Origin of the sequence: Niallia laureatilytica, assembly GCF_046613985.1 — a bacterium.
Taxonomy (GTDB): domain Bacteria; phylum Bacillota; class Bacilli; order Bacillales; family Cytobacillaceae; genus Niallia.
Genome location: NZ_JBKKHP010000008.1, coordinates 90,852 through 106,311, shown reverse-complemented (window position 1 = coordinate 106,311; position 15,460 = coordinate 90,852). Strand labels below are relative to the sequence as shown.

14 protein-coding genes are annotated in these 15,460 nt (G+C 40.9%); 5 read left to right on the top strand and 9 right to left on the bottom strand.

Translation table 11 applies throughout. The annotated features are described in order from the left end of the window. Positions 1-75: 75 nt before the first annotated feature. The 8 genes from ACLIJJ_RS18465 to ACLIJJ_RS18430 form a co-directional block, all read right to left on the bottom strand. Positions 76-1,698: an ABC transporter substrate-binding protein gene (locus ACLIJJ_RS18465; RefSeq protein ID WP_411411455.1), complete on the bottom strand. Its 1,623-nt coding sequence runs from the start codon at positions 1,696-1,698 to the stop codon at positions 76-78. 48 nt (positions 1,699-1,746) lie between these two features. Then, positions 1,747-2,673, bottom strand: a complete 927-nt coding sequence (gene opp4C, locus ACLIJJ_RS18460) for an oligopeptide ABC transporter permease (RefSeq protein ID WP_233316281.1) — start codon at positions 2,671-2,673, stop codon at positions 1,747-1,749. A gap of 16 nt (positions 2,674-2,689) precedes the next feature. Beyond that, complete coding sequence (locus ACLIJJ_RS18455) at positions 2,690-3,640, bottom strand: ABC transporter permease (protein WP_233316280.1); 951 nt, start codon at positions 3,638-3,640, stop codon at positions 2,690-2,692. Positions 3,641-3,660: 20 nt separating this feature from the next. Beyond that, positions 3,661-4,674 carry an ABC transporter ATP-binding protein gene (locus ACLIJJ_RS18450; RefSeq protein ID WP_411411454.1) on the bottom strand — a complete coding sequence of 338 codons (1,014 nt, stop codon included), beginning with the start codon at positions 4,672-4,674 and terminating at the stop codon, positions 3,661-3,663. Continuing rightward, on the bottom strand, positions 4,671-5,696 hold the full coding sequence (locus ACLIJJ_RS18445) for an ABC transporter ATP-binding protein (RefSeq protein ID WP_411411453.1): 1,026 nt from the start codon (positions 5,694-5,696) through the stop codon (positions 4,671-4,673). Before ACLIJJ_RS18445 ends, ACLIJJ_RS18450 begins: the two co-directional genes overlap by 4 nt. A gap of 25 nt (positions 5,697-5,721) precedes the next feature. Further along, the gene (locus ACLIJJ_RS18440; RefSeq protein ID WP_233316277.1) at positions 5,722-6,936 is read right to left on the bottom strand and encodes a M20 family metallopeptidase; all 1,215 of its coding nucleotides are present in this window, start codon (positions 6,934-6,936) and stop codon (positions 5,722-5,724) included. A gap of 50 nt (positions 6,937-6,986) precedes the next feature. After that, entirely contained in the window at positions 6,987-8,192 is a 1,206-nt protein-coding gene (locus ACLIJJ_RS18435) for an amidohydrolase (RefSeq protein WP_233316276.1), read from the bottom strand. A gap of 468 nt (positions 8,193-8,660) precedes the next feature. Next, positions 8,661-10,010: an aspartate kinase gene (locus ACLIJJ_RS18430; RefSeq protein ID WP_233316405.1), complete on the bottom strand. Its 1,350-nt coding sequence runs from the start codon at positions 10,008-10,010 to the stop codon at positions 8,661-8,663. A 383-nt stretch (positions 10,011-10,393) separates the two neighbouring features. Here ACLIJJ_RS18430 and ACLIJJ_RS18425 point away from each other — a divergent pair, with 383 nt between their 5' ends. Further along, positions 10,394-11,572, top strand: a complete 1,179-nt coding sequence (locus tag ACLIJJ_RS18425; protein ID WP_233316404.1) for an MFS transporter — start codon at positions 10,394-10,396, stop codon at positions 11,570-11,572. Positions 11,573-11,682: 110 nt separating this feature from the next. After that, a complete protein-coding gene (locus ACLIJJ_RS18420) occupies positions 11,683-11,901 on the top strand; it encodes a hypothetical protein (RefSeq protein WP_237940663.1) in 219 nt (72 codons plus the stop codon). On the opposite strand, the gene ACLIJJ_RS18415 is transcribed toward ACLIJJ_RS18420, so the two are convergent. Beyond that, positions 11,882-12,430 carry a helix-turn-helix domain-containing protein gene (locus ACLIJJ_RS18415; protein ID WP_233316274.1) on the bottom strand — a complete coding sequence of 183 codons (549 nt, stop codon included), beginning with the start codon at positions 12,428-12,430 and terminating at the stop codon, positions 11,882-11,884. The two genes, ACLIJJ_RS18420 and ACLIJJ_RS18415, sit on opposite strands and share 20 nt — an antisense overlap. A 105-nt stretch (positions 12,431-12,535) precedes the next feature. Here ACLIJJ_RS18415 and ACLIJJ_RS18410 point away from each other — a divergent pair, with 105 nt between their 5' ends. The 3 genes from ACLIJJ_RS18410 to ACLIJJ_RS18400 all read left to right on the top strand — a co-directional run bounded on the left by ACLIJJ_RS18410 (position 12,536) and on the right by ACLIJJ_RS18400 (position 15,426). After that, positions 12,536-13,267 (top strand): AzlC family ABC transporter permease, encoded by a 732-nt coding sequence (locus tag ACLIJJ_RS18410; protein WP_251648041.1) that lies wholly within the window; start codon positions 12,536-12,538, stop codon positions 13,265-13,267. Then, entirely contained in the window at positions 13,257-13,574 is a 318-nt protein-coding gene (locus tag ACLIJJ_RS18405) for an AzlD domain-containing protein (RefSeq protein WP_237940661.1), read from the top strand. The genes ACLIJJ_RS18410 and ACLIJJ_RS18405 overlap by 11 nt, the downstream gene beginning before the upstream one ends. Before the next feature lie 199 nt (positions 13,575-13,773). Continuing rightward, entirely contained in the window at positions 13,774-15,426 is a 1,653-nt protein-coding gene (locus tag ACLIJJ_RS18400; RefSeq protein WP_237940660.1) for a glutamine--tRNA ligase/YqeY domain fusion protein, read from the top strand. The last annotated feature ends 34 nt before the right edge of the window (positions 15,427-15,460 follow it).

Here is a 15,460-nt window from a genome sequence, read left to right as displayed (position 1 = left end):
GCTCCGCTAAGTTTACGGTAAAAAGGCTGTAGAATTATTCTACAGCCCCCGCCTTAAATTTAAATTAATTTTTTATTATTCTGCTCCTGTCAGTGACCATTTATACATCTCATTATGGAAGCCAAATACTTTCGGTTCTCCGACAGCAACATCTTTTGATACTGCTCCAAAATCAAAATCGGAATAAAGGGTGAAGACTGGCAATTCCTCGCTCCAGATTGCCTGAAGCTGATTGTAAATTTCTTTACGCTTTTCTGTATCAGGCTCTTGTTTTCCTGCTAGAAGCAGCTTATCAACTTCAGGGTTGCTGTAGTTAGTATAGTTGCTTGTAGCGCCGCTACCATAAACAGTAGTCACATCAGGATCGATTGTATTCGTGAATCCCATAAGCAGCAAATCAAATTCGCCTGCTTTTGCTTTTGACATAATTGTCGGGAAATCATAAGTTGTTGTATTGAGTTTCAAGCCGATTGCCTCTAAGTTTTGGGCAATGATATCAGCAGACTGCTCACGAACTTTATTGCCAATCGGTACAACAAAATCAATTGTTTTGTTGAAATCCCATCCAGCTTCCTCTAACAATTGTTTTGCCTTTTCTGGGTCATATGTGTATGTTGCTAAATCCTTATCCAAGTAAGGGCTAATTGATGTATATGGTCCATCAACGATCTCTCCTTCACCCTTCAACAGCTGATCAACTATTTTCTCCCGGTCAATCGCATAAGCAATTGCTTGGCGGACTTTTTGATCAGTAATTTTTTCTGTGTTGAACATCATATTTTGATAGCCATATGTTCTATCTGTTTTTGTTGTTACATTTTCAAAGCCCTTCACTGTATCGAAATCCTGTACAGCAATCTTGCCGATACCGCCGGCAGCATTCATATTAATCTCACCTGTTTGAAGCTGTGCAACAAGGTTTGCTGCAGGCATAATCTTAACGAACATTTTATCAAGCTCTACTTCACCTAAATAGTAGTTGTCATTCTTTTCATACTCCACATATTGGTCCTTCGCATATTTCACGAATTTAAACGGCCCATTTGTTACTGTCGGTTTTTGCATGAAAGGATCCTTCTGCAAGTCTTCTGGAGCTACATCTTTTAAAACATGCTCTGGAAGAATCATAAATTTAGAGCCAAGCTGTTCTTTAACCATGTTTGGATCTACTGGTGTTTTTGTCTTAAATTGGATTGTTTTATCATCAACAATTGTTAAGGAAGGAATTTCTGTAACACCATCTGGGAACTTGCCGTTTTCGGTCAATCCGTCAATGATTGTCAAATATGTGCCGATTGCTGTTTCTGTTTTAGGGTTTGCCACAAGATTCATCGTGAACGCAACATCATTTGCTGTTACTGGCGTTCCGTCAGACCATTCTGCTTTATCATTCAGCTTAATGGTGAATGTTTGATTGTCTTCTGTTTCAAATGAATCTGCAAGCTTAGGAGTGAATTCCAGCGGCCCAGTCATTTCTAAAAACGTATCAAACATGAATTTTTCAAGCCATGAAGCAGCAATATCAGATGAGTTAATAGGGTTGAAGCTGACTGGAGCATTTACTAGTCCGATATACATCGTGTTGTCTTTGGAGCCCCCTGCATTCGTGCCGCTGTTTGCTGCACCTGAACATGCTGACAATAAAAGCAGGACTGCAATCGCAATTAAGCCTAATCCTTTTCTGAATACATTCTTCATCTGTTTTCCCCCATTTATCTTTAGACTGTGAATATATATTCCCACCACTTACTTCAGGCTTTTTGGGTCCATTGCATCTCGCAGTCCGTCGCCCATAAAGTTAATGGAAAGCACGGAAAGCAAAATCATAATGCCCGGTGGAATCCAAAGCCATGGCTGTGATGCCAATACCGTTATTGATTGTGCTTCTGTCAGCATATTCCCCCAGCTCGCTGTAGGCGGCTGAACACCCATGCCGAGAAAGCTTAAAGAAGCTTCCATAATAATTGCCGAAGCAATCCCGAAGGTTGCATTTACTAAAATTGGGGCAATACAGTTTGGCAAGATATGCTGAAAAACAATTTTTGGTGTAGAAAAACCTAGAGCAACACCTGCCTTCACATAGTCCATCTCCTTAATGGAAAGGACGCTCCCCCTAACAAGCCGTGCAATCGACGGCCAACCAAGCAAGCCTAAAACCAGAATAACATTAATGAGCTTTGGCCCCATGATGCTTACCAAAACTAGAATGACCATCAAATAAGGGAACGACATGAAGACATCTGTAATACGCATAATGACCATATCTACCCATTTTCCAAAGTATCCAGCGATCGCACCTAAAATAGTACCGATGGCTACATAGATAACAACAGCACCGACGCCTACTGAAAGAGAAACTCTGGCAGCATATATCAATCGGCTAAATAAATCTCTGCCTACTTCATCTGTCCCAAGAATATGTTCAGCGCTTGGTGCCGCAGCGAATTCCCCTTCAACAGCATAAGGATTATGCGGGGCAATCAGCGGAGCAAATATTGCTAAAAGCACAATGAAACTGAAAATGATTAAACCGACAACAGCCAGCTTATGTTTAAAAAATCGTTTCGTAATTAGCTTTAGATAGCTTTCTTCATTGCCAAGCTCCTCTTTGACTGCAACTGGCAGCTGATTGATTGGCAGCTCTGTATCGAGCTTTACATTTGGTATACTCATCCTAATTCCTCCCCCCTTAGCTATATTTGATGCGCGGATCGACGACAGAATAAAGAATATCTGTGAGCAGATTGGAGAACAGTACAGCAAAAGCAGCCAGGAAGTTTATCGCCATTAATGTCGGATAATCTCTGGAGCTGATTGACTGGATTGTCAATTGTCCTAACCCGGGCCACTGGAAGATCTGTTCTGTTACAACTGCACCACCTATTAACACTGGTATTTCCATACCTATAATCGTGATTATTGGAATAAGGGCATTTTTCAAAGCGTGTTTATTTGTGACAATGAACTCCTTAAGCCCTTTTGCTCTGGCTGTTCTTAAATAATCCTGTCCCAGCACCTCAAGCATGCTGCTTCGAACGTATCGGACTGTGCTGCCTGCTATCCCTGTTCCTAATATGAGTGCCGGCAGCAAGAGGTGAACGAGTGTATCCATAAAGCCTCCGTCACTTCCAAGTGTAAACATTCCACCTGTAGGGAGGACACCTAGCACTAACGCAAACACATAAATCGCTCCGAGTCCTAGAAAAAAGCTTGGGATGGAAACACCTAAAAAGGAAAATGTTGTCGTTAAATAATCAATCCAAGAATACTGTCTTGTCGCACTGAGAATCCCAATCGGAATAGCAATAATATAGGCAATGACAAGTGCTGCCCCCATGAGGAGAAGCGTTGGCCCCACTCTTGTTAAAATAAGATCGAGCACTGGTTCATAGGTTGTATAAGAAAAACCAAAATCTCCGTGAAGCAGATTGCTAAGCCAGCGGAAGTATTGGACATAGATAGGATCATTAAGTCCGAGCGCCTCCTTCTTTGCTTCTGCATCCGCTTCTGTTGCATCTGGATTGAGGTACATGTCAACAGGGTTTCCGGGTGCCATATTAATGATGACAAAGTTAAATACCGTCACCCCAAACAATACTGGAATGGCAATTAATATTCTTCGGATAATGTACTGTAGCATTTATGAGCTCCCTCCCTTTGTTATGATAGTGGAAAATGACAGGCAACCGTATGGCTGTCTCCGCTCAAAACAGGCTCCTGCTCTCTGCAAATATTAGCCGCAAACGGACATCTCGTATGAAATCTGCACCCCTTTGGAGGATTAGCCGGACTCGGTACATCTCCTTCCACCACAATCCGCTCTCTATCCCGCAAATGCGGATTTGGAATCGGGTAGGCGCTTAACAACGCTTGTGTATACGGATGCTTTGGCCTTGCAAAGATATCACCGGTTTTGCCGAGCTCAACGATTTTCCCTAAGTACATAACCGCAATTCTGTCACTGATATATTTGACTGCACCAAGGCCATGGGCAATGAAAAGGTAAGTTAAATTGAACTCCTTCTGTAAGTCCTTGAGCAGATTCAGCACCTGTGCCTGGATAGAAACATCAAGTGCAGATACAGGCTCATCACAAACAATCAATTTTGGATTCAGCATCAGTGCCCTTGCGATACCAATCCTTTGCCGCTGGCCACCTGAGAACTCATGAGGATATCTCCCCTTATGGAACTTAGTTAATCCCACTGTCTCAAGCATCTGATCTACCTTCTTGTTCACCTCTTCCTTTGAAGCTAATTTATGTGCCAACAGCGGCTCCGCTAAAAGATCGCCGATTCTTTTGCGCGGATTAAGGGAGGAATAAGGGTCCTGGAAAATTATTTGCATTTGAGTGCGGATTTTTCGCAATTCCCCTTTGCTTAAATCTGCCATATCTTTTCCTTCGAACAGCACACTCCCATCTGTCGGAGGGTCCAGCTTAACAATTGCTCTTCCTGTCGTTGATTTTCCGCACCCCGATTCACCAACAAGGGAAATGGTTTCACCAGGGTAGATAGAAAAATCCAGCCCATCAACAGCCTTTACATGACCGACTGTTTTCGACAGCACACCTTTTTTAATTGGGTAATATTTTTTGAGGTTTCTAATCTCTAACAACGGCTCAGATAATTGTCCTAATATTCCGTCTTTTTCAGGTAAAGTTATCTTACTCATACATTTACCTCACTTCCACTAGTATGTGTGCTTGTCTTGCTGCCTGCCTCATCATAAAGCCAGCATCTTACTTTATGCTCACTGTTGCCATCAACCTCTACATGGGGAGGTCTTTCTGCAATGCATTTTTCCATTGCATAAGGACATCTTGTATGAAAACGGCAGCCCTTTGGCATTTGCTGCAATGTCGGTACAGACCCAGGGATAGAATACAGCTTCTCATCTGAATCGTATTCTAAATGAGGGATGGAATCGATTAAACCTTTTGTATATGGATGCTTCGGTTCATCGAATAATGTAAATACATCCGCTTCCTCCACCACCTGGCCGGCATACATAACAATCACCTTATCAGCCATTTCAGCAATAACGCCCAAATCATGTGTGATCATCATAATGGAAGTGTTCGATTCCTTTTTTAAGCTTTTCATTAGTTCCAGTATTTGCGCTTGAATTGTGACATCAAGGGCTGTTGTCGGCTCATCTGCAATCAACAGCTTTGGCTTGCAGGATAATGCCATCGCAATCATGACCCGCTGTCTCATTCCGCCTGATAGAGCATGGGGGTATTCATCAATAATTACTTCTGCTCTCGGTATCCCAACCTTTTGAAGCATTTCTACTGCATAGCTTTTTGCCTCTTTCGCATTGTAGTCCATATGCAGACGAATCAATTCAACCATTTGGTTTCCGATTGTGAATACCGGATTTAAGGAGGTCATCGGCTCCTGAAAGATCATGGAAATTTCGTTTCCGCGCACCTTTCTCATATCAGCCTCTGAAATTTGTGTTAAATCTTTGCCATTCAGCTTTACAGAGCCCTTTTTTATGAAGCCGTGTGTTCCGAGAAGTCTCATGATAGATAAAGAAGTAACACTCTTACCGCAGCCTGATTCACCGACAATCCCGATTGTCTCACCAGGCTCTAGCTGGAAAGTCACTTCTTCGACAGAAATGACTTCCCCCTTATCTGTTTTAAAAGCCGTTTGCAGTTTATCCACTTCTAAAATATTGTTCCCCATTCTTCCCCCTCCAGTTGAATTTCAGTTAAATAGTGGTTGATTCTACTAATGCATCAGCCTTTTCAGGATTCAGATAATAATCTACTAGACTCAAGAAAATTTTTGCTGTATGAAGCATTGCTCTCTCATCAAATGTAAACATTGGATGGTGATGAGGATAAACAGCACCGATTTCTTCGTTTCTAGCACCGACAGAAAAGAATGAGCCTGGTCTGTGTTGAAGATAATAAGCAAAATCCTCTCCGCCCATTCCTGGCTTAACGATTTCCACTAGCTTCTGATCTGGTAAATTAGCTGTAATGCACTCTACAAGAATATCTGTTTCTTCCTGTGTATTCACAGTGGAAGGATAGCCTCTTGAATAATCAAATTCATAGGTTGCATGAAATGCCTTGCAAACACCGCTAATCAGTTCATCCATTTCTTTTTCAATAAGGTCACGAACATCTTCGTCAAAAGTACGGACTGTGCCAGTTATTTCTGCAGTGTCTGCAATGACATTCCCAGCATTACCTGCATGGAAGGAGCCGATTGAGATAACAGCAGGTTTTTGCGGATTAACACGGCGGCTGACAATATGCTTTAATTGGTTAGCAATCTGCGCTCCAATTGCAATAGAATCAATTGTTTGGTGCGGAGAAGCTCCATGTCCGCCTTTGCCCTGAATCTTCAATTCAAAGGTATCACTTGCAGCAGAAGCAGGTCCGACTCCATATAGCACTTCTCCAAGCGCATTTCCTGAAGCAAGATGTGCCCCAAACACAACATCTACTCCATCAAGACATCCATCCTCTATCATGGCAATAGCCCCACCTGGCGGAAGCTCTTCTGCATGCTGATGTAAAAGCACAATATTGCCTGCAAGACTTTCCTTATTGTCATTCAGCACCTTTGCCACTGCCAGCAATGTGGCTGTATGACCATCATGTCCGCATGCATGCATGATTCCGTCTACCTTCGATTTAAAGGGAACATCCTTCTCATCTTGAATTGGCAATGCATCGAAGTCAGCTCTCAAAGCAATGGTTTTCCCCGGTTTAGCCCCCCGAATTTTTCCAACAACCCCATTTCCGCCAACATTTCTTCTTATTTCAATTCCGAAGCTCTCAAGTAAATCACCGATCATTTTGCTAGTGTTTACTTCTTGAAAGGAAAGCTCGGGATTTTCATGAAAATGACGTCTCCACTCCACCATTTTGCTATACATCGCTTCAATTTCTTCATACCATTTGCTTAACATTGCAGCATCTCTCCCATCCACTATTTAAATTATCAGCTTGACTACAAATCTTAAAGAACAGTTTCCGCCACTTCCTCTTGTGACTTAATAGCAACATAGTGCTCTACAATACTCAAGAAAGCTTTGCCGGCATTTATCATGGCTCTCTCATCAAAATCAAACATTGGATGGTGGTGCGGATAGCTTTGTGCCTCTTCTATTCTTGCACCAGTATGGAAGAACATGCCTGGTTTTTCTAGCAGATAATAGGAGAAGTCCTCTGCTCCCATAATTGGCAAAGATCGAACGACCATTTCCTTATCTAGGCTGTCTGCAATCACCTTCTCAAAAACAGCCACTTCCTCTTCATGATTATAAACGGCAGGATATCCTTTTATGTAATTCACTTCACAAGATGCTTGCATGCTTTCACAAACACTCTCTGCCATTAAGCGTATTTCCTCTTCCATAAATACACGTAAGTCTTTATCGAGTGTTCTTACTGTTCCAGTCAATGTTGCCTTTGAAGCAATAACATTTTTAGCATTGCCGCTGTGGAAGGAACCGATTGACAGTACAACAGGGTTCAGTGGATCTACTCTGCGGCTTGCAATGAACTGCAGTTGTGTAACAAGAGCTGTGCCGACAGCGATAGCATCGACCGTTTCATGTGGCGATGAACCGTGTCCGCCTTTTCCGCTTACTGTGATTTCAAATGCATCTGCTGCAGCCTGGGAATAGCCTGGCTTGCAATAATACTTGCCTAACTCACTTAAACTGGATAGATGTGCTCCGAATACTACATCAACTCCTGCAAGGCAGTCATCTTCAATCATTGCCTTTGCACCGCCTGGTGACAGCTCCTCTGCATGCTGATGTAAAAGCACTATATTACCGGCGATGTTTTCCTTGTTATCCTGCAGTACCTTTGCAACGGCAAGCAATGTGGCAGTATGGCCGTCATGCCCGCAAGCATGCATTACACCAGCGACCTTTGACTTATAAGGCACTTCCTTCTCATCCTGAATTGGCAATGCATCAAAGTCTGCCCTCAAGGCAATCGTTTTCCCTGGTTTCGCTCCATAGATTTTTCCTACTACACCTCTGCCCCCAACATTGCGCCTCACTTCTATTCCGAATCCCTCAAGGATATCTGCAATCATCTTTGGAGTTTCAACCTCCTGGAATGACAGCTCAGGATACTGATGCATATGTCTTCTCCACTCCACCATCTGATCGAACATTGTTTCCAGCTCTTCATGCCATTTTTGTAACATACGTTCCCTCCTAATATAATGAAGAATTTTAATTACATCTTTCCAAAAGGTTTTTTGAGGTTTTAATAATTACAAATTAAAAAGTATATTTATTCACTCTTTTCTAGTTGAGTTGCCACTCTCTATTACTGGTAATATTAGCGAATTCCTCCTTTCTTTTTCCTAGCAAGTATTCTATTTCTTATAAATTAACTTCAATTTTCGGAATAGTATACTAAGTTTTTTTAATTATCATAATAAACAGAATTAATAGTTAATTATTGTATTTGCACTTATTTTTCCCCCGTTCTACCTACCACAACATTGTTTCCGCTTTCATTTTCTACTATAAACTAAATTTATGTCAGAAAATCTAACACTCATCTCAACTTAAATTTTTTTCTCACAATTTGTTTGTCCTACTCCAAATCATCAAAACTTAAGAGCAAACAAAAAACCTGCTGCTAATAAAAGCAGCAGGTGTAAATTTTATTGAAAAAACTCTTCGTATAATGCTTTCACAGCCTTCTTGGCAAAATGCTCTTTTACGCCAAACATCATGCTGACTTCAGACGAACCTTGGTTAATCATTTCTATATTAACTCCTGCCTGTGCCAGCGCTGCCGCTGCCCGCGATGTTGTTCCGACATTATGGCGCATTCCTTCTCCAACCACCATAATTAATGACAGATTATGCTCGATGACAGCTTCTTCTGCATGCAGTTCTTCCTTTATCCTGTCAAGCAGCTCTGATTCATTCACATGGAGCAGCTGGTCTTGACGCAAAATGATTGTCAAATCATCAATACCTGAAGGCATATGTTCATAAGAGATTCCATATTCCTCAAGAATAGAGAGAACTCTTCTAGCAAAGCCAATCTCTTTATTCATTAAATACTTGCTGATATAGATGGAGCAAAAACCTTTATCATTCGCAATTCCTACTACAGGTCCATTATCATTATCCCGCTTTGCTGCAATCTTTGTACCAGGAACGGCAGGATTATTCGTATTCTTTACATGAACCGGAATTCCCGCACGATAAGCAGGAATTAAAGCTTCTGCATGGAAGACAGAAAAGCCGGCATAAGAAAGCTCCCTCATCTCCCGATATGTAAGGACACTGATTTCCTTTGGCTGAGCCACAATAGCTGGATTTACGGAGTAGACTGCATCTACATCTGTGAAATTCTCATATACAGAAGCCTTGAGGCCATTTGCCAAGATTGCACCAGTTATATCAGAGCCGCTCCTTGAGAATGTGACAACCTCACCAGACTTGCTGTATCCGAAAAATCCTGGAAACACAATAATGTCATTATAGTCACGCAGCGAATATAAGCGGTCATAAGACTCTGGCAGCACTTGGGCATTACCTGGCTCATCTGTCACGATTAGCCCTGCTTCCTGTGGATTTACATATACTGCTTTTAAGCCTCTTGCTGTTAAGAAATTCGCAACCAATTTAGCATTGTTATCTTCCCCGCTCGCCTTTACTGCTTCCATAAAGGAATGGGCATTTTCTGTACTACCTGCTAACAGCTCCAGGAAATCTCCCTTAATCTGTGTGATGATGTCACTGGAAAGGTCAAGCTCTCTGGCAATATCTGCATACCTTTCGATAATCTGTTCTACCTCTTCGCCTGGATCCTTTCCTGCCAAAACCTTCTCACCGCAGCTGATAAGCAAATCTGTCACTTTCGTATCCTCATTATTTCTTTTCCCTGGGGCAGACACTACAACAACTCTGCGCTCATTATCTGCCTTAATGATTTGCAGTACCTTTTCCAGTTGCTGTCCTGAAGCTAATGAGCTTCCCCCAAACTTAACTACCTTCATGCCGCCATCTCCCATTGAATCAAGTATATTGTTTATGCTGGTCAATTCCCTCGCTATCATTCCCATAAACAGCGGAACATCTCGCTTAAGGGTATTTTTTAAATTTTCCATTATTAATACTAAACATATTATTGCTTTTTTGCACTAAAGAAGCAAGTGTTTTCTTCTCGTAAAATACATTTGTTCTTTTAAGGAATACAAATGCTGAATATTCTTAAAAAAATAAAATGAACTAGCACATTTCCAATATTTTTGTAAAGCTAAAGGCTTCCTTGTTTGTATGAATTGCGTTAAGATAATATTTAGAAAAACGAAATTGTTTTCGGAAAGAAGTGTTATTTTTGGACGATTATCAACAGTATTCAAAACGAAATTTAACAATCATGTGGTTCGCTAACTTTTTTATTAGCGGCAGCATGACAATGGTGTTACCTTTTTTATCTCTTTATATTGAGTCAATGGGAAATTTCTCAGAGGAATATGTTCAACATTGGTCAGGTCTCTGTTTTTCAGTCACCTTCATTGCCGCTTTTTTATTTTCTCCTATTTGGGGAAAGATTGGGGATAAGTATGGCAGAAAGAAAATCTTAATTGCGTTAGGTTTCGGTCTCGGACTCTCCATCTTTCTAATGAGCTTTGTCACTTCCGTATGGCAGTTATTCGCGCTCCGCTTTTTCACAGGCTTCTTTACAGGTTTTATTCCGATGTCACAGGCATTTATCGCTACACAAACTCCTAAAAAAACGGCTGGAAAGGTTCTCGGCACCTTGCAGACCGGAAGTATTACAGGCTCCCTCATCGGTCCTTTGCTTGGAGGAGCAATTGCTGACAGCTTCGGTTACTCTGCAACCTTCCGATATACTTCTTTTGCTATCCTTCTGTCCGTTATCTTGGTCTTCACCACAAAGGAATTCATCCTTCCTGTGAAGGATGGCATCAAAAAGCACTATTCGTCAAAAGAGGTGCTGGCCTATATACTAAAAAACCCAATATTTATTACAGTACTGCTAATATCTGCTGTTATTCAGATTGCCCATTTCAGCATTCAGCCGATCCTCTCTTTATATGTAAGTAAGCTGCACGGTCCAGAGAGCATCGCCTTATTTTCCGGCATCGCCTTTTCAGCAGCTGGGTTAGGAAACTTGCTGATGGCTCGAAAATGGGGAGAAATTGGTGATCGTAACGGCTATCTAAAGATACTTGTCATCTTGTTATTTATAGCAGGATTAGTCTACTTGCCAGGCGGATTTGTTCATGAATATTGGCAGCTGTTGATTATCCGCTTTATTCTCGGCGTATCCATTGGCGGACTTATACCAGTAAGGATAGCCTATATAAGGCAGGAGGTTCCGATTACTATGCAGGGCGAAGTGATGGGATACGAAACAAGCCTGCGCTTCCTTGGAAATGTGATTGGACCAACCTTCGGCGGATTGATAGCAGCACATTACGGCTTTTCAGCTGTTTTCTTTACAACAAGCAGCCTGCTGCTAATATGCGGCATTTTCTTAATAACAATGCTGCACCGCCATCCAAAATATGCAAAACAATCCATGTCATAACCTAACTTAGCATCTTTCATAAGAAAATGTATATAATAATAGGTATACTCTAAAAGCAAGGCTAAAGCTTTAAGAGTATACCTATTCTATTTATTGGAGGAATTTAAAAAATGGCTAAATCTGCTGCAAAAAAAAGACGGGAAAAACAGCTCCGAGAAACAGGATTCAACCCTGCTATTAAAAGAGGAAGCTGGGGCACCATCAACCATATGACAAAAACAACAAAAACAAAAGCTGAACTGCTGTCCAGTAAAGCGAAAAAACATAAAAAGAGCCATTCATCCGGCGATTTGGAGAATGGTTCTTTTTTTATTCCGGATAATAAATGAGAACGAAAAGTGTCGCCAAGGTTTCTCCAGTATTAATGTACAGATGATCTCGATTAGATGTAAAGGAAAGGGCATCCCCTTTTTCAAGATAGTATTTGTCATCACCAATAACGACAGCAACACTTCCCTCTCCAACAATCACATACTCCTCCCCTGCATGCTTTTCCGAAAAATGCTCTGTCTTTCCATCCATTTCAACAGTGTAGACTTCAAATTTCTTCTCAGGATGAAACGGGAACAGTGAAAACAGCCGATATTGATTTGCATCATCTCGAAACGGCTCAATCTCCTTAAATAACACCTTCTTTACAGTCGTTGTATTTTCCGTCATGAAATAAGAAAATGAAACTTGCAGCCCCATTGCGATTTTCCATAATGTTGAAACAGTTGGATTTGATTTCCCCTTTTCTATTTGGGCTAGCATTGCTTTGCTGACACCTGTCAGCTCTGCTGCTTTATCCAGACTATAACCTCTTGTTTTGCGCAGGTTTTCAAGATTTTGCCCAATAACATTTGTAATAGATTCCATTATACGCTCCTTAAATTTTCATTGATTTATGATTCTAGCTTTTATATACTGTACATTATAACATACATTTATATAATATATTAAACAACGTAGGAGGGTATCATCCTGGAATCTTCAAAAGTTTACGTAGAGAAGGAAGCAAACTCCTTTTCCTTTTTAGATGGGGTAAAGGACTGCATTCCCACATTGCTGGGATATATTAGTATTGGCTTAGCGATGGGTGTGGTTGGTGTCTCTTCCGGTTTAAGCATAGCGGCTGTATTTTTCATGTCTCTGCTTGTTTATGCTGGTTCGGCGCAGTTTATTATCTGTGCGATGATTGCTGCAGGCAGTCCAACTAGTGCGATTGTGCTGACAACGTTTATTGTTAACTTAAGACATTTACTGCTCAGCTCTGCACTAGCACCTAAATTTACACAATATTCTTTATTGAAAAACATCGGTATTGGCAGTCTTGTAACAGATGAGTCCTTTGGTGTTGCCATTACAAAGATTGCTAAAAATATCCCGATAACAGACCGGTGGATGAATGGTCTAAATATTACAGCCTATACAGTTTGGATTATTTCCTGTACTGTCGGCGCATATGCAGGCAAATGGTTCCCTGATCCTGAGATTTTTGGACTTGATTATGCCTTGACTGCTATGTTTATTGCCTTGCTGATTCTTCAGCTTCAAACAGTTCAGGCTTCCAAACTAAGGCACTATCTATTTCTGATAATAGTAATGGTAGTGTTAATGGTGCTCCTGTCAGCAGTTATGTCGAGCAGTCTTGCCGTCATCGTAGCAACAATTATAACAGCAACAGTTGGGGTGGTGACAAATAATGACAAGTGAATATCTCCTGCTTTTGCTTGCCTGCATGGTAGTAACAATCATTCCGAGAGTTTTGCCATTTATACTCGTAAGGAATTTCACTGTTCCTGAGCCTGTGGAAAAATGGCTTTCCTATTTGCCAGTTTGTATTTTCACAGGTTTAATTGTAGAAAATCTTTTATCCTCTTCCAGTGGTGGATTACATGTAGACTGGACTGTATTGGCTGCTTCCATTCCAACACTTCTGATAGCATTATTTACGAAAAGCTTGCTTACTACAGTGCTTGCAGGTGTGTTCTTGATGGCTGCTATCCGGTTCTTTTTTTAACAGAAACTTCTATTTTCCACCTAAAAAGAACAATTCTAGGACTTTCGTTTCTTAACTAGGAAGTTTATAATAAAAATTTGGATATATTATTGATATAATTAAAAGAAGAAATCTTTTTGCTGTATCATTTCTGCAAAATGTGCTAAATGGTAAAACTTAGCACATTTATCTTTATACATAAAAGAAAGGTGGCCATATAGTGGAGAACAATTCAAACTTTATTAAAAATATCATGAAGGAAGATTTGGAGACAGGCAAACACGATACTGTCATCACTCGTTTCCCTCCAGAGCCGAACGGCTATTTGCATATCGGTCATGCCAAGTCAATCTTCATTAATTTTGGACTGGCAGATGAATTTAAAGGGAAAACAAACTTGCGCTTTGATGACACAAACCCTTTGAAGGAAGATATTGAATATGTAAATGCAATTAAGGAAGATGTAGAATGGCTTGGTTACAAATGGGATAACTTGTTTTTTGCATCTGATTATTTCGAGGAGATGTACAACCGTGCCATCCTACTGATTAAAAAAGGTCTTGCTTATGTAGATGATTTAAATGCAGACCAAATTCGTGAGTATAGAGGAACATTGACAGAGCCAGGAAAAAACAGCCCGCATAGGGACCGCTCAGTAGAAGAAAACTTAGAGCTATTCCAAGCTATGAGAGATGGTAAGTTTGGTAATGGAGAAAAAGTTCTGCGTGCAAAAATTGATATGGCTTCTCCAAATATCAATTTACGTGACCCAGTAATCTACCGTATTTCACATGCTTCACACCATAATACAGGTGACAAGTGGTGCATTTACCCTATGTACAGCTTTGCCCATCCTTTAGAGGACGCTATTGAAGGTGTAACACACTCATTGTGTACAACAGAGTTTGAGGATCAACGTCCGCTGTATGATTGGGTTATTAGAGAATGTGAAATGGACAGCACGCCGCAACAAATTGAATTCGGCCGCTTAAACATTACGAATACGGTAATGAGTAAAAGAAAGCTGAAGCTTTTAGTGGATGAAAAATACGTAGACGGCTGGGATGATCCTCGCATGCCGACAATCTCCGGCTTGAGAAGAAGAGGCGTAACACCTGAAGCGATTAAAGAATTCAGTAAAGAGCTTGGTATTTCAAAAGGTTCTGGTGCAGTTGATTCAGCAATGCTGGACCACTTTGTACGTGAAGACTTGAAATTGAAAGCGCCTCGTACAATGGGCGTACTTAACCCATTGAAAGTAGTTATTACCAACTATCCTGAAGGGCAAGTTGAAATGCTGGAGGCAGAAATTAATCCAGAGAATCCAGAGATGGGAACACGTCAAATTCCATTCTCTCGTGAGATTTATATCGAACAGGAAGATTTCATGGAAAACCCTCCAAAGAAATATTTCCGTCTATTCCCTGGTAACGAAGTTCGCTTAAAACACGCTTACTTCATTAAATGCGAGGAAGTAATCAAGGATGAAGAAGGAAATGTTATCGAGCTTCGCTGTACGTATGATCAAGAAACAAAAAGCGGATCTGGATTTACAGGCAGAAAAGTAAAAGGAACATTGCACTGGGTGGAAGCGACGAATGCCATCCCTGCTGAGTTCCGCCTGTATGAGCCGCTTATTTTAGACGAAGAAGCGGAGGAAATGGCAGAAGGAGAAACCTTCCTTGACTATGTTAACGAGAAGTCTCTTGAAATTGTCCAAGGCTTCATTGAACCAAATATGAAGGATGTACAAGCATACGATAAATATCAATTCTTCAGACATGGATATTTCAGTGCAGATCCGAAATATACAACATCTGAAAAACCTGTATTTAACCGAATTGTTTCATTAAAGAGCTCCTTTAAGCTGTAAAATAAAAAAACACAGCACGCAATGCGTGCTGTGT